We start from the raw sequence: 19,770 nt of genomic DNA, 5'->3' as shown, positions 1-19,770 counted from the left end.
CCCCCCCGCCCCCCCCCCCCCCCCCCCCCCCCCCCCCCCGAGCGGCGCCCGCCGGGCGTGGCCCGCGCGGCGCGGAGCGGACGTGGGAAAATGACCAGGCGGGGTGACCTCCTCCTACCGGGTTGTCGGCCATGGGCGCAGCTGAGCAGCAGGGCAGTGCGGACGCCAGTCGCGAAGCGGCGGGCGCGACGGCCTCGCGCGCCCACGCCACGCCGACGCCGGGTCCGGCCCCCTCCCCGCTGGAGGCGGTCCGCGCCGAGACGGGCGACAGCCTGCTGATGGTCCCGATCGCGACCGCGCTGATCGAGCAGAGCGGGCGGATCCTGCACTGGAGCAGCGACGCCGAGCTGCTGCTCGGCTACCCCGCCGAGCAGGCCGTCGGCGCCCCCGCCGCCCAGCTGCTGGCCAGCGACGAGCACCGCGCCGAGGTGCTGGGCCTCTTCGAGCAGATCCTCAACGGCAACCCCTGGTCGGGGGTCTTCCCGGTGCTGCACCGCGAGGGCCACCACGTGAACCTCGAGTTCCGCACCCACCCGGTGACCGGCCCCGACGGCCGGCCGCTGGTCCTGGCGGTCGCCTCCGACGTCACCGCGCTGCGCCGGATCCAGGCCGACCTCGCCGTGCTGGACGGCTTCTTCACCCAGTCCCCGGTGGGCATGGCGGTCTACGACAACGAGCTGCGCTTCGTGCGGCTGAACGACGCGCTGGCCCGGGTCAACGGGTTCTCGGTGGCCGAGCACCTGGGGCGGCGGGTGACCGAGCTGCTGCCGGGGATCAACGGCGAGGAGGTCGAGCGGGTGATGCGGCACGTGCTGGCCACCGGCGAGCCGGTGATCGACGCGCGCTCGCACGGCCGCACCCCCGGCGACCCCACCCACGACCACGCCTGGTCGGCCTCGTACTTCCGGCTGGAGGAGCCGATGGGCCGGGTGCTGGGCGTCAGCTCCACGATCGTCGACGTGACCGGCCGCTTCCAGGCCGAGACCCAGGCCCTGCGGGCCCGCGAACGGCTCGCCCTGCTGGTGGACGCCACCGCCTCCATCGGCACCACGCTGGACCTGCGGCGCACCGCCCGGGAGCTGGCCGACGCGATGGTGCCGCGGGTGGCCGACGTCAGCGGCGTCTTCGCGCTGGAGCGGCTGGTCAGCGGGGAGAGCGAGGGCAGCGGCGAGCAGGTGCGCCGGCTGGCGATCGTCTCGCACGACCCGGCCTACCCGGTGGAGTACCTGCCGACCGACGCCGTCTACGACCTGCCGCCCGACTCGCCGTACGCGCGGGCGATGGCGACCGGGCGCACCGTGGTGGTGCCCTCCTGGGACCTGCCGCCCCTGACCACCGGCCCGCTGCCGGGCCCGCCGGGCGGCAGCCTGACCGGCGATCCGCTGCGGGCCTACCAGGGCGGGCGCTCGCGCTCGGTGCGGATCACGCCGCTGACCGCCCGCGGCGCGGTGCTCGGCATGGTGGTCTACTCGCGGCGCGGCGAGCGCGAGTCCTTCGCCGAGGAGGACATCACGCTCGGTGACGAGCTGGCCTCGCGGGCGGCGGTGGCCATCGACAACGCCCGGCTCTACACCCTGGAGCGGGAGGCCGCGCAGGCCCGCAGCGTGGCGCTGGAGGAGGCGCACAGTGCCACCCAGCGCCTGGCCCTGCTGAACGAGGCGAGTTCGCGGATCGGCACCACGCTGGACCTGGCGCGCACCGCCGAGGAGCTGGTCGAGGTGGTGCTGCCGCGGTTCGCCGACTTCGTCACGGTGGACCTGCTGGACACCGTGCTGGCCGGCGACGAGATGCCGATGGTGCCGCCCTCCGGCTCGGCCACCATGCGGGCGGTGGCGGTCGGCGAGATAGGCCCGGGCGGAACGCTGACCGGGGCGGCCGACCAGGTGGGCGAGACCTCGCAGTCCGCGCAGCTGTACGCGCAGAGCCTGCGCAGCGGCCGGTCGATCCTGGTGGCGCAGGTGACCGAGGAGAGCCTGGCGCGGATCGTCGCCTCGCCCGACCGGATCCAGCCCTCGCTGGACTCCGGCCTGCACTCGTACCTGATGGTCCCGCTGGTGGCACGCGGGCGGGTGCTGGGCGGGGCGGAGTTCATGCGGCTGAACAACCCGTACTCGCGCAACCCCGAGCCGTTCGGGCCCGCGGACGTGGCGCTGGCCGAGGAGCTGGCCGCCCGGGCCGCGGTCTGCATGGACAACGCCCGGCTCTACCGGCGCGAGCGGGACACCGCGCTGACCCTGCAGCGCAGCCTGCTGCCGCAGGAGATCCACCGCCCGCCGGGCCTGGAGATCGCCTACCGCTACCTGCCGGCCAGCCAGCTCAGCGAGGTCGGCGGCGACTGGTTCGACGTGGTCCCGCTCTCCTGCGGCCGGGTCGCCCTGGTGGTCGGCGACGTCACCGGGCACGGGCTGCGGGCGGCCGCCACCATGGGCCAACTGCGTACCGTGGCAAGGACGCTGATCACCCTGGACATGGACCCCTCGCGGGTCCTGCGGCGGCTGGACGAGGCCGCCGAGACGGTCAGCGAGGGCCAGGCCGCCACCTGCGTCTGCGTGGTGCTCGACCCGGTCGACCGGACCTGCACCGCCGCCTCGGCCGGCCACCTGCCGCCGCTGGTGACCGACCCGGGCGGCGCGCTGCGGGTGCTGGACCTGCCCGCCGGGGCCCCGCTGGGGGTGGGCGGGGTGCCGTTCGAGAGCGTGGAGTTCGCGCTGCCGGAGAACGGTCTGGTGGTGCTCTGCACGGACGGCCTGATCGAGCGCCGCGACCGCGACCTGGACGCCGGTCTGGAGCTGCTGCGCCGCACGGTGGCCGACGCGCCCGGCACCCTGGAGCGCACCTGCGACGCGGCGCTGGCCAAGCTGGTCACCGGCGACCGGGAGGACGACATCGCGCTGATCATGGCCAGGGCCCGGCCGATCGGGCCGGACAAGATCGCCACCCTCCCGCTCTACGGGGACCGCGCGCTGGTCGGTCACGCCCGGCGCTTCGCCCGGCGCGTGCTGGCCGACTGGGACCTGTCCGCACTGGTCGACCAGACCGAGCTGCTGACCAGCGAGCTGATCACCAACGCCATGGTGCACGCCGGCGCGCCGACCCAGCTGCGGCTCTTCCGCAACCAGGCGCTGACGGTGGAGGTCGCCGACGTCGACAGCCACGCCCCGCGGATGCGCCGCGCCCTGGAGGACGACGAGGGCGGGCGCGGGATGCACCTGGTCAACGAGCTGGCGCACCGCTGGGGCAGCCGCAGCACCCGCACCGGCAAGGTGGTCTGGTTCGAGCTGGAGCTGCCGCTGGGCAGCCCGGGCTGAGCGCCCGCCCGCGCCGCCCGCCCGACCCCGGACACCCGCCGCGCGGCGGCCGGCGCGCTCAGTTCTGCCAGCGCGCCGCCGAGCCGGTCAGGCGCTCGCGCAGTTCGCGCTTGAGCAGCTTGCCGGCCGCGTTCTTCGGCAGCTCGTCGGCGAAGTGCACCTCCTTGGGGGCCTTGAAGGCCGGCAGCCGCTCCCCCGCGTAGGCGATCAACTCCTCGGCGGTCACCGGACGGTGGGCCACCACCACGGCGGTGACCGCCTCGATCCAGCGCGGGTGCGGCAGACCGATCACGGCGGCCTCACGCACCGCCGGATGCCCGTACAGCACGTCCTCGACCTCGCGCGAGGCGACCAGCACGCCGCCGGTGTTGATCACGTCCTTGAGCCGGTCGACCACGAAGACGTACCCGTCGGCGTCGCGCCGCACCAGGTCGCCGGAGTGGAACCAGGAGCCGTCGAAGGCCTCCGCGCTCTCCTGCGGCTTGTCCCAGTAGCCGGTGCACAGCTGCGGCGAGCGGTAGAGGATCTCGCCGACCTCGCCGGGCGCCACCTCGGCGCCCGCCTCGTCCACCACCCTGGCCTCCACGAAGAGCACCGGGCGGCCGGCCGAGTCGGGGCGCTCCGCGTGCTCCTCGGGGCGCAGCACGCAGGTCAGCGGGCCGGCCTCGGACTGGCCGAAGCAGTTGTAGAAGCCGGTGGCGGGCAGCGCCTCACGCAGGCGGGCCAGCACCGGGGCGGGCATGATCGAGGCGCCGTAGTAGGCCTTGCGCAGCGCGCCCAGGTCGGTGGCCCGGAAGTCCGGGTGCGCCTCCAGGGCGGTCCACACGGTGGGCGGGGCGAAGAAGCTGGTGATCGCCTCGCGGCCGAGCCGGCCCAGCAGGTCGGTCGGCTCCGGCGCCACCACCAGGTGGTTGACCGCGCCGAGCAGCAGGTAGGGCAGCAGGAAGACGTGCAGCTGACCCGAGTGGTAGAGCGGCAGCGCGTGCAGCGGGCGGTCCTGCTCGCGCAGGTCCAGCGCGACGATGCAGGACAGGTACTGGTGGAGCAGGGCGCGGTGGGTCATCATCGCGCCCTTGGGGGCGCCGGTGGTGCCCGAGGTGTAGAGCAGCTGGACCAGGTCCTCGTCGCGCACCGGCACCGTCACCTCGGGCAGCGGACCGGTCGCGCAGGCCTCCCGCAGCTCCTCCAGGGTGGCCCGGTGGCGCAGCGCGGGGGTCGGCGCCAGCGCGGCCACCCGCTCGGCGTACTCGGCGTCGTGCAGCAGCGCGGCGCTCTGCGACTGCTCGACGAAGTAGTGCAGCTCGGCGGCGGTGGCGTGGTGGTTGACGGGTACGTGCACCAGGCCGGCCCGGGCGCAGGCCAGGAAGAGCAGCAGGTAGCCGTCGGAGTTGCGGCCGAGCGCGGCCACCCGCTCGCCGGGGCGCAGGCCCGCCGCGAGCAGCCGCCCGGCGGCGCGGGTGACGGCCTCGTCGAGCGCGCGGTAGGTCCAGCTGCGGTCCGCGAAGTGCAGCGCGACGCGCTCGGGCGCGCGGGCGGCGGCGCGGGTCAACGCGTCGGGGATGGTGCTGCTGTGATGGAGGGTCATGTCGGTGGGTATATCCCGCCGCCGCCCGCGCGACGCGGCGGCCGGCGGGCGATTCGGGCGGATGCTCCGCTGCCGGGCCCCGTGCGGGCATACGGCCGGGATCGTCCCATCCCCCTTTACCTGCCCATGACCTGATTGTCCATCAGCTGACATTGCGATCTTCATAACTATCACGCGGCGCGTCGCGTCGTCAGCACCCATCCGATCTGCAATTGTCCGTCTATCGGACAATCAACTCCGCTCCATGTCCACGTCCATGGTCGCCGACCTCTTGTCCCCAGGGCGCCAATACGCTGGAATGCGTGAGCTTGTCGGGACGGGCGTTCCAGAGGCACGCGTGCGTCCGACCCCGGTACGCGCGCTCTGGCCACGTCCCCTGACGTCTTATCAGACGAAGGGATGTTCATGATCGGCTGGCGTAAACCGCAGCTCGCAGCCGTCACGCTCACCGCCGCCTCCCTGGTCCTGGCCTTCGGGACCAGCGCCAGTGGCACCCCGTTCGCCTCCGCCCCGAGCGCCCTCGCGGCCTCGGACAGCGGCGCGCCGGCCCCGGTGATCGTGATCCTCAAGGACCAGCTCCCCAGCGCCCCGGCCGACTCCGGTCACCTGGACGCCCGCAAGAAGCAGGCCGCCTCCGCGCAGGCGCCGCTGCTCGCCAAGGTGAAGGCGAACGGCGGTACCGACGTCAAGAGCTTCGTGGTCGGCAACGCCTTCTCGGCCACCGTCAGCCCCGCGCTGCGCGCCGCGCTGGCGGCCGACCCCGCGGTCGCCTCGGTGGTCGCCGACCAGAGCGTCAAGGTCACCGCACCGGCTGCCGCCACCCCCGCCGCCGGCAAGGCCCCGGCCGGCGCCGCCAAGCCCTCGGCCGCCCCGGCCGCCGGCGCCGCGGCCGCCACCCAGGACCCGAACGCGGTCTGCCCCAGCGACCCGGCCAAGCCGCTGCTGGAGCCCGAGGCGCTCTTCTCGACCCAGGTCGAGAGCACCCCCGGCCACCCGGGCGCCCACGAGATCGCCGACGGCACCGGCGTCAAGGTCGCCTTCATCGCGGACGGCCTGGACCCGAACAACCCGGACTTCATCCGGGCCGACGGCTCGCACGCGGTCGTCGACTACCAGGACTTCTCGGGCGACGGCTACTTCGCCCCGAGCGGTGCGGCGGAGGCCTTCGGTGACGCCTCGGCGATGATCGCCCAGGGCCGCACCAGCTACGACCTGTCGCAGTTCGTCAACCCGAGCCACCCGCTGCCCGCCGGCTGCACCATCCGCATCGAGGGCATCGCCCCCGGCGCCTCGCTGGTGGCCCTCAAGGCCGGTGGCAACCTCTTCCCGAACTCGGCGATCCTGCAGTCCATCGACTACGCGGTCTCGGTCGCGCACGTCGACGTGCTCAACGAGTCCTTCGGCAGCAACGTCACCCCGGACAGCAGCGCGCACGACACCATCTCGCTCTTCAACGACCAGGCCGCCAAGGCCGGCGTCACGGTGACGGTCTCCAGCGGCGACGCGGGCATCAACGGCACCATCGGCACCCCCTCCACCGACCCCAACGTGATCTCGACCGGGGCCTCGACGGACAACCAGTCGTACGCCCAGAGCGGCTACGCGGCCTTCCAGTTCTCCAACGGGACCTGGGCGGACAACCGGATCTCGGCGCTCTCCTCGGGCGGTGTCACGCAGGCCGGGCGGACCGTCGACCTGGTCGCCCCCGGTGAGGCGGACTGGGCGCTCTGCGGCCCGGACACCTCGATCTACCAGGAGTGCAGCAACTTCAACGGCCAGGGCAGCGGCATCCAGCCGTTCGGCGGCACCAGCCAGTCCGCCCCGCTGACCGCGGGCGCGGCGGCCGTGGTGATCCAGGCCTACCGCGACGGCCACAACGGCGCCTCGCCCACCCCGGCGCTGGTCAAGAAGTTCCTCACCGGCACCGCCCAGGACCTGGGTCTGCCGGCCCAGGAGCAGGGCGCGGGTCTGCTCAACGTGCGCGGCGCGGCCGAGGCCGCCCGCGGCTACCAGAGCCCCACCGGCGCGCAGGGCGGCAACACCGTCGCGGTGACCACCGGTCAGATCGACATCACCGGCCAGGCCGGCTCGACCCACACCGCGGACGTGACCGTCGTCAACACGGGCAGCAACGCCCAGACGGTCAGCGCCACCACCCGCACCTTCGTGCCCTTGGGTGACGCGCAGCAGACGGTCCAGATCAACTCCGGCACCGACCCGCAGTTCCCCTACGCCACCAACGGCGCGCCCTGGGTCTCGCACCAGGTGAAGTTCACCGTGCCCGCCGGCGCCGACCGCCTCGCCGCCTCGATCGCCTGGCAGGGCGCACCGCAGGCCTCGGGCAGCAACACCGTCACCCCGGTGGTCCGGATGACCCTGCTCGACCCCTCGGGCCGCTTCGAGACCAACACCCGCCCGCAGGGCGGCGCGGTCTCGCCGAACTTCGGCTTCGTCGACGTCCCGGCCCCGGTCGCCGGTGAGTGGACCGCGGTCCTCTACACCCCGGCCGGCAGCAAGGGCTTCACCGGCCCGGTGCTGCTCGACACCGCCACCCAGAAGGCCGTCCCGGCCGGCGCGGTCGGCCCGCAGGCCACCACCCTGGCGCCGGGTCAGACCAAGACCCTGCACGTCCAGCTCACCACCCCGGCCACCGGCGGCGACGCCAGCGAGTCGGTCGTGGTCTCCAGCTCCAACGGCCGCACCACCAGCGTGCCGGTCGTGCTGCGCAGCCTGGTCGACGTGAGCGGCGGCAGCGGCACCTTCACCGGCACCATCACCGGTGGCAACGCCCGCTCCTTCTCGCCCGCGCAGTCCAACGCCTGGGCCTTCGACGTCCCGGCCGGCACCAAGGACCTGCGGGCCGGCCTGACCCTCGCGCAGGACCCGAACCTGCTCCTGCAGGGCGTGCTGGTCAGCCCCAACGGCACTCCGGTGGACTCCGAGAGCAACGCGATCCTGGACGGCTCGGGGGCGATCACCGCCACCACCGCGGGCGTCTCGGCCACCACCGTCAACCCGGTCGCGGGCCGCTGGCGCTTCGTGCTGGTGGTCCTCAACCCGGTCAGCGGCGCCGAGCTCGACCAGGCGTTCACCGGCACCGTCGGCCTGAACCAGGACCAGGCCGCCGCGCCCGGTCTGCCGAACAGCGCCGCCACCAGGCTGCCCGCCGGCAAGCCGGTGGCGCTGACGGTGCACTACACCAACAACACCACCGCCGTGCAGCAGGTGCAGACCGACGCGCGGCTCGGCAACCGGGTCGACCTGCCGCTGGTGCCGCTGGGCACCTCCGCCACCGTCACCCTCCCGCTGAGCACCAGCTCCGTGGTGCCCGGCTTCCTGGTGCCCCCGGGCACCGACAGGCTGACCGGTGTGGCGGCCTCCACCACCCCGGCGCAGTTCGAGCTCAACGGCCCGACCGGCTCGCCCGACATCTTCGGCGACCTGAAGAAGGCCCAGGACGGCTCGACCATCTCGGTGGTCAAGGACGACGCCAGCGCCGCGCAGCCGGTCGCCTCGGGCTTCTGGAGCACCTACGTCCAGCAGATCGGCCCGTTCCCGACCTCGGGCGCGCCGGCCGGCTCCTCGCAGCTGAGCGCCTCGGCGCACACCCTGGCGTTCGACCCGGCGCTGACCTCCAGCACCGGTGACCCGTTCGCGCTCGCCTACAACGCCTCGGCCCCGGCCGTCACCCCGGTGACCGTCCAGCCCGGCGCCACCGGCAGCCTGCAGGTGACCGTGACGCCGCAGGGCGCCAAGGGCACCGTCGTGCACGGCACGCTGTTCCTGGTCTCCGGGCCGGGCGGCACGCTCACCGCGAACAGCCAGCTGCCGATCTCCGGGTCCGTCCTGGCGGCGATCCCGTACAGCTACACCGTCAGCTGACACCTGACCGCCCGCGCACGCGGCCGAGGCCGTCCCCCGTCCTTGCGGGGGGCGGCCTCGGCCGTCTCCAGGAGGCAGCCTCGGCCGCGTCCGGGGCGCGGCGGGGCCTGTGGCACCCTCGGGGGGTGACCAGCACCGACCGCCCGACCGCCGCCCCCGCCGCAACGCCCCCGCGCAACCCGATCGGGGCGCACGTCCCGGTGGCCGGCCGCGGCCTGGTCGGCACCGGGATCGCCTACAACGACGAGATCGGCGGCGAGGCCGTGCAGGTCTTCGTCGCCAACCCGCGCGGCTGGGCCACCCCGGCCGGGGACCCGGCCGCCGACGCGGCGTTCCGCGAGGTCTGCGCCGAGCGCGGGCTGCCGGCCTATGTGCACGCCCCGTACCTGATCAACTTCGGCTCCGACAACCCCGCCACCCGCGAGCGCTCCACCCACTCGCTGCGCCACTCGCTGCTGCGCGGGGCGGCGATCGGCGCGCTGGGCGTGGTGGTGCACACCGGCTCCGCGGTCGGCACCGCGCCCGGCGGCGGCTCGCGCCGGGCCGAGGCGCTGGGCCAGGTCCGCAGCGACCTGCGCCCGCTGCTGGACGAGCTGGACCGGCTCGGCGACGAGGCGCCCTGGCTCCTGCTGGAGCCCACCGCCGGCCAGGGCCGCTCGCTCTGCTCGCGGATGGAGGAACTGGCCGAGTACGCCCAGGCGCTGGACCACCACCCCCGGGTCGGCGTCTGCCTGGACACCTGCCACGCCTTCGCGGCCGGCCACGACCTGGCCGCGCCCGGCGGGATGGGCCGCGCCCTGGCCGCGCTGGAGGCCGCGATCGGCCCCGGGCGGCTGCGGCTGATCCACGCCAACGACTCCAAGGACGTGGTCGGCGCCCGCAAGGACCGGCACGCCAACATCGGGGACGGGCACATCGGCGCCGACGCCTTCCGCGAGCTGCTGGCGCACCCGGCGACCGCCGGTGTGCCGCTGATCCTGGAGACCCCCGACCGCAGCGCCGCGCCCGGCTTCGGCCACGCCCCCGACGTGCGGCTGCTGAAGGCCCTGCGGGCCGAGGCCGCGCGGTCCGCGGTGCCGGTGACGGCGTAGCCGGTGGCGTCGGTGACGGCGTAGGCCGCGCGGTGGCCGCCGCTCCCCCGCAGGACGGCGCGCGGCCCCGGTGGCACGCTGGACAGGAGTGCCGAGACAGGTCCCCGTGAGAGGGGCGCGCGATGACTGCGTCCGGAACCCCCACCCCACCCCCGAGCCACCCGCCGACCGGCGGTGCGCGCAGCGGCCCGCCGCCCACCGGGCGCCTGGCCGCCTTGGCCGCGCTGCCCTGCGGGCGCCGCGGCAAGTGGGTGGTGCTGGGCCTGTGGGTCCTGCTGCTGGTCGTGGCGGGCCCGCTGGCGGGCAAGCTGATGGGCGCCGAGGACAACCAGGCCTCCAGCTGGCTGCCCGGCAAGGCCGAGTCGACGGTGGTCCTCAACGAGCAGCGCACCTTCCAGCCCGTGGAGACCGCCCAGGCCGTCGTGGTCTACCAGCGCACCAGCGGGATCACCCCGGCCGACCGGGCCAAGGCCACCCAGGACGCCCTCGCCTTCGCGAGCGCGCCGCACGTGGTGCCGCCGATCGTGGGCCCGCAGCTCTCCCCCGACGGGCAGGCGATGCAGACCGTGGTCCCGATCGGCATCGGCTCCGGCGGCTGGAACAACCTCAAGCCCGCCGTGGACAGCCTGCAGGCGACCGCGAGCTCGCACAGCCTGGGCATGACCGTCTACGTCACCGGACCGGCCGGCGTCGGCGCCGACCAGGCCAAGGCCTTCGAGGGCATCGACGGCACGCTGCTGTTCGCCACCGTCGCCGTGGTCATCGTCCTGCTGCTGCTCACCTACCGCAGCCCGGTGCTCTGGCTGCTGCCGCTGCTCTGCGCGGGCGTCGCGCTGATCTGCGCCGAGGCGCTGATCTACCTGCTGGCCGCGCACGCGGGCCTGACCGTCAACGCGCAGAGCGCGGGCATCCTGATCGTGCTGGTGCTGGGCGCCGGCACCGACTACGCCCTGCTGCTGACCGCCCGTTACCGCGAGGAGCTGCGCCGTCACCAGGACCGCCACGAGGCGATGGCGTACGCCCTGCACCGGGCCGGGCCGGCGATCCTGGCCAGCTCCGCCACCGTGATCGCCTCGATGCTCTGCCTGCTGGTCGCCGAGATGAACTCCACCCGGGGCCTGGGCCCGGTCTGCGCGATCGGCGTGCTGGTGGCGCTGCTCGCCATGCTGACCCTGCTGCCCGCGCTGCTGGTGATCGTGGGGCGCTGGGTCTTCTGGCCGGTCAGGCCCGACTACGGCACCACCGAGCCCACCCGCACCGGCCGCTGGGCGCACGTGGGGGTCTGGATCAGCCGGCGCGCGCGCAAGGTGTGGATCGTCACCGGCCTGGTGCTGGTCGTCTGCACGCTGGGCCTGACCTCGCTCAACGCGACCGGTCTGAGCACCGCCGGCACCTTCACCAGCACCCCGGACTCGGTGGTCGGCCAGCAGGTGCTCGCCGACCACTTCCCCGCCGGCACCGGCGCGCCGCTGTCGGTGATCAGCGCGGCGGGGCCGGCGCCGGCGGTGCGCGCCGCGGCGGGGGCCTCGGCGGCGGGGGCGGCGGCGAAGTCGGTCGCCGGCTCGGTCGCGGCCCGCCCGCCCCGCCCCCCCCCCCCCCGCCGGGGTGGCGGGCACCACCGTGCCGGTCGTCAAGGACGGTCAGGCCTACTTCCAGGCCACCCTCACCTCGCCGCCCGACAGCCAGGCCGCCAAGGACACCGTCGACCAACTGCGCACCGCCGTGCACGCCGTGCCGGGCGCCGACGCCAAGGTGGGCGGCAACGCCGCCGTGCTGCTCGACATCGGCCGGGCCGCCGCGCACGACAACCGGGTGATCATCCCGCTGGTGTTGGTCGTGGTGCTGGTGATCCTGGGCGCGCTCCTGCGGGCCGTGATCGGTCCGCTGGTGCTGATCGCCACCGTGGTGCTCTCCTACGCCGCGGCGCTGGGCATCAGCGCCTTCGCCTTCGAGCACTTCTTCCACTTCGAGGGCCAGGACCAGGCGTTCCCGCTGTTCGTCTTCGTCTTCCTGGTCGCGCTGGGGATCGACTACAACATCTTCCTGATGACCCGGGTCCGCGAGGAGGCCGACCACCTGGGCACCCGGGCCGGCGCGGTGGCCGGCCTGGCCGCCACCGGCGGGGTGATCACCTCGGCCGGCCTGATCCTGGCCAGCACCTTCGCGGTCCTGGGCACCCTGCCCCTGGTCGGCTTCGCGGAGATCGGCTTCGCGGTGGCCCTGGGCGTGCTGCTGGACACCCTGGTGGTCCGCTCGGTCCTGGTGACCGCGCTGACCATGGACCTGGGCCGCCACCTCTGGTGGCCCAGCGCCCTCTCCCGCCGCCACCACCCGGACCAGGCACCGGCGGACGCCCGGCCGCGCTGAGCGAGGCCGCCCCGAACTCCCTTGCCCCGCCCTGTCGGTCCGCTCGGGGCGGTCTGGCATGATGCTGCGGATCAGCTGACGGAGATCAGCTGGACGAGTGGCATCGAACGGGGAAAAGCACATGGCGGACGGACAGTTCCAAGTTCACCCGGCGGCGTTGACCAGCCTGGGTGGCAAGTTCGGTACGGAGTCGCAGGGTCTGACCAAGCAGACGGCGACCTTCACGGGCAGCGCGGCGGAGATCGGGGAGGCCTTCGGGCTGCTCGGCGCCTGCGACGGGGCGATGGCGCAGTACGTCAAGCTCTTCACCAGCACCAGCAAGGCGCTCGGGCAGCTCTCCCAGGTGCTCGCGGCCAACGACACCCGGCTGAAGGCCACCGCGGCCTCCTACGCCTCCACCGACCAGTCGGTGGAGGCGGGCGCCAAGTCCGTCGGCCGAGCGGTCTGAGGGGGCGACGATGAGTGTCAACGGCTGGATCGACAAGAAGGTCGTCGAGGTCCTGGAGGCCTTCGGGGTCGAACTGCCCGGCGGTGACGGCGGCAAGCTGCGCGCCATAGCCCGGGCCTGGGACGCCATGGGCGACGACCTGACGGCGCTCACCGCCGCGGTCGACCTCGCGATCGGCGGGCTGGACCAGAAGGACTGGTCGGGCCCGGCGTACACGGCGTTCGTGGCGCACTGGGGCGAGCAGAAGAAGGCCATCAACGACATCGCGGGCCACTTCCACGAGATCGCCACCGGCCTGCGCACCTACGCCGACCAGATCGACGGGATCAACGAGTCGATCGTCGACATCGGCGTCCAGATCGCCGAGATGGAGATCGCCGGCGCGGCGCTCTCCATCTTCACCGGCTTCCTGTCGGACATCGTGGCCAACACGGCGGTGGCCGCCAAGGTCGCCAAGATCGTCGACCTGGTGAAGGTCTTCACCGCGGCCGCCGAGAAGGTCACCGAGCTGCTGGAGAAGTTCACCGGCCTCTCCGAGGAGATGGTGGCGGTGATCGAGAAGTTCCTCACCTCGGCCGCCAAGTTCAGCGGGGAGTTCGCCAAGACCTTCCTGCAGAGCTTCGTGACCAACTTCGTCGCCGACAGCGGCAGCGCGATGGCCCAACAGGCCGTCAGCGGGCAGCCGGTGACGGTCGGCCAGGACCTGACCAACGGGCGCCGGGCCGCCTTCGGCACGGCGCTGTTCACCGCCGGCGGCGCGTCGCTGGCCAGCGGGGCCAACCTGACCGGGACGGTGGGCAAGATCCTCAGCGGCGAGGGCCGGATGGGGACCACCTTCAACGGCGCGCTGGGCAACATCGCCGGCGGGCTCAACGCCGACCTGCAGGGCGGCGCCAGTGGCACCGTGCTCGGGGAGGACGTGCTCGCCAACGCCGCCACCGGCGCGGCCGGCAACGCCGCCAACCACAAGATCTTCGGCGAGCTGGAGCGCAACGGGAGCTTCGGCGGCAAGAACCTCAGCGACCGCGGCAAGCTGGCGGACGCCGGGTTGCAGCAGGGGTTCAGCACCGGTCTCAACACCGCCGTGTACGCTGCGGGCTCCGGTATCGAGACCGATCTGCAGAACCTGGCCAAGGACGCGGACGAGTAGCACCGGTAGGACGAGCGGGAGGCGTTGGACGCGATGGACCTGGCGGCGATCTTCCACAGCGGCCAGAACGACCACGGCGGCTGGGGTGACCTCTTCATGGTCATCGGCGTGGTCGGACTGCTGATCGCCGTCGGCGGGGTGGTGCTCACCCGGGCCGGTCTGCGGGCCGCCCGCAAGCCGGTCGACCACCTGCCGGGCCCGCTGCTCCTGCTGGCGGGCCTGGCCCTGGCCGTGCTGGGCTTCTGGCTGACCTGAGACGACGGGACACGGACGAGCGGTGCCGCTGTTCGCGGCGCACGGTGTCGGCTACGCGGACCTCACCGTCAAGGTCACCGGGCTGGGCGGCAGGACCGCGACCAGGACGCTGCACCACGCGGCCTCGGCGGCCGTGCAGAACGCCGCGGACAGCCGGTACTGCCCGCGGCCCGCCGGCGGGAGCCCGATCCACCGTCCGGGGTGGGTCGGGCGCCCGCCGACGGGCGCGGCACGGGCGATCAGTCGGTGACCGGCGCCGACCAGTCGATCCGGTGCTCGAACATCCAGGCCATCTTCTCGGGCCGCACCAGCCTGGAGAAGATCCGCAGCGCCAGCGCGTTCAGCTGCCGGCCCACCGGGCCGGCCGCCTTGGCGCTGTTCTTGCGGGTCGTCGCGGCGATGATCTTCTCGACCCGCGGCCGGCGCAGCCCCTGGTAGGCCGCGAACGCCCGCTCGTAGGGCAGGTCGCGCAGCGCCCGGGCCAGTTGGATGCCGCTCTCGATCGCGAGCGAGGCGCCCTGGCCGGAGCTGGAGGAGGGGGCGTGCGCCGCGTCGCCGACCAGGACCAGCCGGCCGCCGCTCCAGGCCGGCACGGTGGGCATCAGCTCCATCGGGCCGACCAGCAGCAGTTCGTCCGGGTCGGTTGCCCGGATCAACTCCGTTGCGGGGGTGCGGTCCTGGGCGAACTGATCGGCCAGCTGGCGCAGCCAGTCGGCGGGCGCGGTGCGCCGGACCTCGGCGAGCGTCGTCGGCTCGCGCCGGGGCACGTTCGCGAACCAGACGGCGTCGTGCCCCTCGAAGACCTGGTAGCCGAAGAAGGCGCGCTTGCCGAAGCTCATCGGCATCTTCCCGGCCGTGGACGCCACCGCCGGATCGTGCACCCGGGCACCGAAGCTGATCAGGCCGGCGTAGCGCGGGTCCGGCGCGTTCGGGTCGATCAGGGTCCGGACGGTGGAGCGGATGCCGTCGGCGCCGATCAGCACGTCGGCCTCGGCCGAGCTGCCGTCGGCGAAGTGGGCGGTGACGCCGTCCGGGCCCTGCACCGCGCCGACCAGCCGTCGGTCGTACGCGGTGCGGATCCCGCGCCGGGCCGCCTCCTGGGACAGCGCCCGGTACAGCTCCGCGCGCCAGAGGAACTGCATCGGCGGGACGCCGGGCGGGTTGCCGAACTCGGCCAGCCGCCGGCCCGCCCAGTCCTGCAGGACGATGCCCGTCATCGGCCGGCCCAGTGGCCGCACCAGCGACCCCAGGCCGATCAGGTCCAGGGCGTCCAGGCCGTTGGGGGCCAGGCTGAGCCCGCCGCCGGTCCGGTCCTGGGCGCCGGCCGGGTGCGCCTCGTGGACGGTGGCCTCGATCCCGGCCTGCTGCAGTGCCATCGCGGTGACCGGGCCGGCGATGCCGCCGCCGATCACCAGGGCGGTACGGACACGGGAGTTCATGGTGACGCTCTCCTTCCGGTTGCTCCGGGGGCGGGTACGGGTTCGCTCAGGCGGCCCGGCGCGCCGGGTCGTCGAGGGTCGGGTAGCGGCCGGCCGCGCGGGCGGCGCGCAGGTCCTGGAGGTACTCGCGCGACAGCATCGCGGAGACGATCGCCACCCCGCCGCGGTGGATCCGGATCTCGCTGTTCTCGGCCGCCCCGACCAGCCGGACCAGGCGGGTGCCGGCCGCCTGCGGCGCCTGGCCGTCCTTGACCCGGCCCCGGGCGGTCCACTGCAGGCCCCACTGGTCGAGGGCCGCGTCCTCGGGGAGCAGCAGCCGAAGCGCGGAGCGGCGCAGGTCGAGGTGGAGTTCGAGCTCGTCGGGGAGGTCCGGCGAGCGCAGGTCGAGCTGGACGGAACCACTGCGGGCGCGGACCTCGAACCGGCCGGCGGTGGTCCAGCGGCCGAGCCGCCTGGTCGCGGCGTGGTCGACGTGGATGCGCTCGGCGGCGAACTGCGTGCTGGTGGACATGTCGATGAATCCCCTCGTGAGGTTGGTGCCTCTCGCGCTGACCCCTTGATAGTTGCACTGAGACTAGTTGCGCGTCAACTAGTGACCCCGGGAGTAGTATCGCCGTCATGACGCCACCGCCCCGCAGCTCTCCGCTCGCCCTGACCGTCCTGTGCCTGCTGCACTACAAGCCGCTGCACCCGTACGGGGTCCAGCGGCTGATCAGGCAGTGGGGCAAGGACCAGGTCGTCAACGTCGGGCAGCGCGCCAGCCTGTACCGCACGATCGAGCGGCTGCTGACGGCGGGACTGATCGCGGTGCGGGAGACCGGGCGCGACCAGCAGTACCCGGAGCGGACCGTCTACGAGCTCACCGACGCCGGCCGGACGACCGCGCGCGAGTGGCTGGTGGAGATGCTGGCCGTCCCCCGGCAGGAGTTCCCGGAGTTCCCCGCGGCGCTCTCGCACATGCTGCTGCTGGACCCCGAGGAGATCCGCGGCGCGCTGGAGCGGCGGCTGGGCCTGGTCACCGAGGCGCTGGCCGGCCTGGAGGCGGCCCTGGAGAGCGAGGCGGAGCACGGGCTGCCGCGGATCACCTCGCTGGAGACGGAGTACCTGCACGCGGTGACCCGGGCGGAGGCGCGCTGGCTCGAAGGGGTACTGGAGGCCCTGCGCAGCGGCCGGCTGGCCTGGGACCCGCAGAAGCTGATCGCCTACGCCGAGGACCAGGAGGCCGCCGATGCGGCACCGGGGACCACCTGAGGTGCCCGCGGGCCGACCGGCCCGCGGGCACCCGGCGCGACTTTGAAGACGCGCCCTAGTACCGCATGCCCATCGCCGTGGTCACCTCGCGCAGCGTCGCCTCGGCCACCTCGTTGGCCCGGGCGTTGCCGTCGGCCAGCACCTGGCGCAGGTGGCCGCGGTCCTGGGCGAACTCGGCCCGGCGCTTGCGCAGCGGGCGCAGGTGCTCGTTGACGGACTCGGTGACGAGCGCCTTGAGCCCGGCCGAGCCACCGTCGCCGATCTCCTCGGCCACCGCGTGCGGATCGCGGCCCTGGCAGAGCGCGGCCAGCAGCAGCAGGCTGGAGACCTCCGGCCGGTGCGCCGGGTCGTAGCCGATCCGCCGCTCGGTGTCGGTCTTCGCGCCGCGGATCAGCGCGGCCGTCTCGTCCTCGTCGGCCCCCAGCGCGATCGCGTTGCCGCGGCTCTTGCTCATCTTGCCGCCGTCGGTGCCCAGGATCAGCGGTGCCTGCGAGAGCAGCGCCTCGGGTTCCGGGAAGACCGGTGAACCACCCTGCGAGTAGCGGGCGTTGAAGCGCCGCGCGATGGTACGGGTGGCTTCCAGGTGGGGTAGCTGGTCCTGGCCGACCGGGACCAGGCCGGCCTTGCAGAAGAGGATGTCGGCGGCCTGGTGGACGGGGTAGGTCAGCATCAGGCCGCTGACCGCCGACTGCCGCGAGTGCGCGATCTCGTCCTTCACGGTGGGGTTGCGGTGCAGCTCCGAGACGCTGACCAGGCCGAGGAAGGGCAGCAGCAGCTGGTTCAGCGCCGGCACCGCGCTGTGCGTGAAGATCACCGTGCGCGCGGGGTCGATCCCCACCGCCAGGTAGTCCAGGACCAACTCCTCGACGTACTCGCCGAGTCGGTCGGCCACGTCGCGGTCGGTCAGCACCTGGTAGTCGGCGACCACCACGAACATCTCGGCGCCTTCGGCCTGCAGCCGCACCCGGTTCTGCAGCGAGCCGAAGTAGTGGCCGAGGTGGAGCGGGCCGGTGGGGCGGTCGCCGGTCAGGACACGGCTGGGGGACAGGACCAGGGTCATCGCGTTCTCTCCTTGGCAGGGGGCGGGTCACCCGGGCGGGGGCCCGCGCCGTGGAGAGCACGGAAAAGGGCCGTCCGTCCGGACGGCCCAGGGCATCGGTGTATGCGCGGCCGTCCTAGGACGGCCACCAGCTCAGTGGGTGCGGTGCAGTGCGCATGCCACCACTGTAACCGGTGCAAGCGTTCAGGGACAGGCCGGGTCACGTTCACCGTCACGGCGGTCAACAGCCCTAGCGTGAGCGGCCGTCGGCGTTCGAACGCGAGAGGGAGTTCCTGTGGACAAGCCCATCGAGGACCGCGAGCAGACCGGGGCGGGCGGAGCCGTCAGCCGTCGCGCGGCCCTTCGCCTGGCCGGCGCGGGCGGCGCGGCACTGACCGCCGTTCCGCTGCTCGCCGCCACCGCCAACGCCGCTGACGACCCGTCGGCGCAGGCCGCGCCGGACGCCTCCGGCCCGGGCTCACCGCTGCTGCTCACCCGCCCCGAGTCGCTCGGCGCACCGGCCGTCGAGGGCCTGCACCTCACCTTCGGCGCCGATCCCACCCGCGAGATGACCGCCTCCTGGACCACGGACGGCCCGGTCCGCCGCCCCCGGGTCCAACTGGGCACCCTGGAGGGCGGCTACGGCCGCAGCGTGCAGGCCGACACCCGCACCTACGTGGACGGCGCCAGCGGGCGCACCGTCTACACCCACCACGCCAGGATGCAGGACCTGCGCCCCGGCACCTACTACACCTACGCCGCGCTGCACGACGGCGGCCGCCCGGACGCGGGCACCTTCCGCACCGCCGCGCGCGGGCGCCAGGCGTTCACCTTCACCAGCTTCGGCGACCAGGCGGTGCCGAACACCACCTGGCAGCCGGACGGCAAGGGCGGCTACACCTCGGTGCCCAGCGGCATCGCCTCGCCCGCCTCGGCGGACATCGTGGCCGGCATCGAGCAGGTCGACCCGCTCTTCCACCTGCTCAACGGTGACCTCTGCTACGCCAACATCTCCCCCGACCGGCTGCGCACCTGGCAGGGCTTCTTCGCCAACAACACCCGCTCCGCGCGCTACCGGCCGTGGATGCCGGCGGCCGGCAACCACGAGAACGAGAAGGCCAACGGCCCGATCGGCTTCTCCGCCTTCCAGACCCGCTTCGACCTGCCGGACAACGGCGGCGACGCGGAGACCAAGGGCCTGTGGTACTCCTTCACCGTCGGCTCGGTGCACGTGGTGGTGCTGCAGAACGACGACGTGGCCTACCAGGACGCCGGCGACAACTACGTGCACGGCTACAGCGGCGGCGCCCAGCGCGCCTGGCTGGAGCAGGACCTCCTGCGGGCCCGGGCCGACCGCTCGATCGACTGGGTGGTGGTCTGCATGCACCAGGTGGTGATCAGCTCCTCGGACGCCAACGGCGCCGACCGCGGGATCCGCGAGCAGTGGGGACCGCTCTTCGACCGCTACCAGGTGGACCTGGTGGTCTGCGGCCACGAGCACGACTACGAGCGCTCGCACCCGGTGCGCGGCACGGTCTCCGGCTCCGAGACGCTCACCCCCAACCCGGTGGCCACCGCCACCGACGTGATCGACACCTCGCAGGGCACCGTGCACATGGTGCTCGGCGGCGGCGGCACCTCCTCGCCGACCAACAGCAAGTTCTTCGCGCCCGCCAAGGCCAAGGTGATCACCGGCGTCGGCGCGGTGGGCGGCAACGGCAAGCGCACCCCGGTCTACGTCTACGAGGACGCGCCGTGGGTCGGCGTGCGGGACCTGGACCACTCCTACGGCTTCGCCGCCTTCACCGTGGACCCGGGCACCAGGCCGGGTGCGACCACCAGCATCCACGTCACCTACTACCGGGTGGCCCAGCCGGACGGGGCGATCAGCCCGCTGGAGACCTTCGTGCTGCACCGCAAGCGCTCCGACGGCCACTGACGGCCACTGACCGCCG

The 19,770-nt window shown here is 73.8% G+C and carries 15 protein-coding genes and 1 pseudogene; 11 read left to right on the top strand and 5 right to left on the bottom strand.

The genetic code is table 11. From position 1 onward, the window contains the following. The first annotated feature begins 131 nt into the window (after window positions 1-131). Complete coding sequence (locus ABD323_RS18065) at window positions 132-3,308, top strand: SpoIIE family protein phosphatase (protein ID WP_344442692.1); 3,177 nt, start codon at window positions 132-134, stop codon at window positions 3,306-3,308. A 58-nt stretch (window positions 3,309-3,366) separates the two neighbouring features. Here the strand turns inward: ABD323_RS18065 and ABD323_RS18060 are convergent, their stop codons facing one another. Beyond that, window positions 3,367-4,893: a fatty acyl-CoA synthetase gene (locus ABD323_RS18060; RefSeq protein WP_344442691.1), complete on the bottom strand. Its 1,527-nt coding sequence runs from the start codon at window positions 4,891-4,893 to the stop codon at window positions 3,367-3,369. 405 nt (window positions 4,894-5,298) lie between these two features. On the opposite strand from ABD323_RS18060, the gene ABD323_RS18055 reads away from it, so the two are divergent. From ABD323_RS18055 to ABD323_RS18045, 3 genes and pseudogenes are all read left to right on the top strand, one after another. After that, a complete protein-coding gene (locus tag ABD323_RS18055) occupies window positions 5,299-8,775 on the top strand; it encodes a S8 family serine peptidase (RefSeq protein WP_344442690.1) in 3,477 nt (1,158 codons plus the stop codon). Window positions 8,776-8,900: 125 nt separating this feature from the next. Next, window positions 8,901-9,866: a deoxyribonuclease IV gene (locus ABD323_RS18050; protein WP_344442689.1), complete on the top strand. Its 966-nt coding sequence runs from the start codon at window positions 8,901-8,903 to the stop codon at window positions 9,864-9,866. Between the two features lie 122 nt (window positions 9,867-9,988). Further along, window positions 9,989-11,110, top strand: a pseudogene (locus tag ABD323_RS18045) (MMPL family transporter); the annotation flags it as partial. Here the strand turns inward: ABD323_RS18045 and ABD323_RS18040 are convergent. Then, window positions 11,098-11,325: a hypothetical protein gene (locus tag ABD323_RS18040; protein WP_344442688.1), complete on the bottom strand. Its 228-nt coding sequence runs from the start codon at window positions 11,323-11,325 to the stop codon at window positions 11,098-11,100. The pseudogene ABD323_RS18045 and the gene ABD323_RS18040 overlap by 13 nt on opposite strands. Before the next feature lie 146 nt (window positions 11,326-11,471). Here ABD323_RS18040 and ABD323_RS18035 point away from each other — a divergent pair, with 146 nt between their 5' ends. From ABD323_RS18035 to ABD323_RS18015, 5 genes are all read left to right on the top strand, one after another. Then, a complete protein-coding gene (locus ABD323_RS18035) occupies window positions 11,472-12,233 on the top strand; it encodes an MMPL family transporter (RefSeq protein ID WP_344442686.1) in 762 nt (253 codons plus the stop codon). A 121-nt stretch (window positions 12,234-12,354) separates the two neighbouring features. Beyond that, a complete protein-coding gene (locus ABD323_RS18030; protein ID WP_344442685.1) occupies window positions 12,355-12,681 on the top strand; it encodes an ESX-1 secretion-associated protein in 327 nt (108 codons plus the stop codon). A 10-nt stretch (window positions 12,682-12,691) separates the two neighbouring features. Continuing rightward, window positions 12,692-13,831, top strand: coding sequence for a WXG100 family type VII secretion target (locus tag ABD323_RS18025; RefSeq protein ID WP_344442684.1), 1,140 nt, complete (start codon window positions 12,692-12,694; stop codon window positions 13,829-13,831). Window positions 13,832-13,855: 24 nt separating this feature from the next. Next, window positions 13,856-14,086 carry a hypothetical protein gene (locus ABD323_RS18020; protein ID WP_344442682.1) on the top strand — a complete coding sequence of 77 codons (231 nt, stop codon included), beginning with the start codon at window positions 13,856-13,858 and terminating at the stop codon, window positions 14,084-14,086. Window positions 14,087-14,108: 22 nt separating this feature from the next. Next, complete coding sequence (locus tag ABD323_RS18015; protein ID WP_344442702.1) at window positions 14,109-14,336, top strand: hypothetical protein; 228 nt, start codon at window positions 14,109-14,111, stop codon at window positions 14,334-14,336. On the opposite strand, the gene ABD323_RS18010 is transcribed toward ABD323_RS18015, so the two are convergent. Together ABD323_RS18010 and ABD323_RS18005 are read right to left on the bottom strand one after the other, a co-directional pair. Next, window positions 14,326-15,525: an FAD-dependent oxidoreductase gene (locus ABD323_RS18010; RefSeq protein ID WP_344442681.1), complete on the bottom strand. Its 1,200-nt coding sequence runs from the start codon at window positions 15,523-15,525 to the stop codon at window positions 14,326-14,328. The genes ABD323_RS18015 and ABD323_RS18010 overlap by 11 nt on opposite strands. Before the next feature lie 46 nt (window positions 15,526-15,571). Then, window positions 15,572-16,036, bottom strand: a complete 465-nt coding sequence (locus tag ABD323_RS18005) for a hypothetical protein (RefSeq protein WP_344442679.1) — start codon at window positions 16,034-16,036, stop codon at window positions 15,572-15,574. Between the two features lie 107 nt (window positions 16,037-16,143). On the opposite strand from ABD323_RS18005, the gene ABD323_RS18000 reads away from it, so the two are divergent. Then, window positions 16,144-16,776 (top strand): PadR family transcriptional regulator, encoded by a 633-nt coding sequence (locus ABD323_RS18000; RefSeq protein ID WP_344442677.1) that lies wholly within the window; start codon window positions 16,144-16,146, stop codon window positions 16,774-16,776. Window positions 16,777-16,831: 55 nt separating this feature from the next. On the opposite strand, the gene trpS is transcribed toward ABD323_RS18000, so the two are convergent. Beyond that, window positions 16,832-17,836, bottom strand: coding sequence for a tryptophan--tRNA ligase (gene trpS / locus ABD323_RS17995; protein ID WP_344442675.1), 1,005 nt, complete (start codon window positions 17,834-17,836; stop codon window positions 16,832-16,834). Window positions 17,837-18,110: 274 nt separating this feature from the next. On the opposite strand from trpS, the gene ABD323_RS17990 reads away from it, so the two are divergent. Further along, window positions 18,111-19,754 (top strand): purple acid phosphatase family protein, encoded by a 1,644-nt coding sequence (locus ABD323_RS17990; RefSeq protein WP_344442673.1) that lies wholly within the window; start codon window positions 18,111-18,113, stop codon window positions 19,752-19,754. Window positions 19,755-19,770: the final 16 nt, after the last annotated feature.

This window comes from Kitasatospora nipponensis (assembly GCF_039528135.1).
Taxonomy (GTDB): Bacteria; Actinomycetota; Actinomycetes; order Streptomycetales; family Streptomycetaceae; genus Kitasatospora; species Kitasatospora nipponensis.
The sequence above is the reverse complement of the archived record's forward strand: the minus strand, read 5'-3'. Positions and strand labels throughout refer to the sequence as shown.

Excerpts from the sequence above, each read along its gene's own strand:
- ABD323_RS18065 (WP_344442692.1), top strand. The coding sequence starts at position 132 with ATGGGCGCAGCTGAGCAGCAGGGCAGTGCGGACGCCAGTCGCGAAGCG.
- ABD323_RS18060 (WP_344442691.1), bottom strand. The coding sequence starts at position 4,893 with ATGACCCTCCATCACAGCAGCACCATCCCCGACGCGTTGACCCGCGCC.
- ABD323_RS18055 (WP_344442690.1), top strand. The coding sequence starts at position 5,299 with ATGATCGGCTGGCGTAAACCGCAGCTCGCAGCCGTCACGCTCACCGCC.
- ABD323_RS18030 (WP_344442685.1), top strand. The coding sequence starts at position 12,355 with ATGGCGGACGGACAGTTCCAAGTTCACCCGGCGGCGTTGACCAGCCTG.
- ABD323_RS18025 (WP_344442684.1), top strand. The coding sequence starts at position 12,692 with ATGAGTGTCAACGGCTGGATCGACAAGAAGGTCGTCGAGGTCCTGGAG.
- ABD323_RS18010 (WP_344442681.1), bottom strand. The coding sequence starts at position 15,525 with ATGAACTCCCGTGTCCGTACCGCCCTGGTGATCGGCGGCGGCATCGCC.
- ABD323_RS18005 (WP_344442679.1), bottom strand. The coding sequence starts at position 16,036 with ATGTCCACCAGCACGCAGTTCGCCGCCGAGCGCATCCACGTCGACCAC.
- ABD323_RS18000 (WP_344442677.1), top strand. The coding sequence starts at position 16,144 with ATGACGCCACCGCCCCGCAGCTCTCCGCTCGCCCTGACCGTCCTGTGC.
- trpS (WP_344442675.1), bottom strand. The coding sequence starts at position 17,836 with ATGACCCTGGTCCTGTCCCCCAGCCGTGTCCTGACCGGCGACCGCCCC.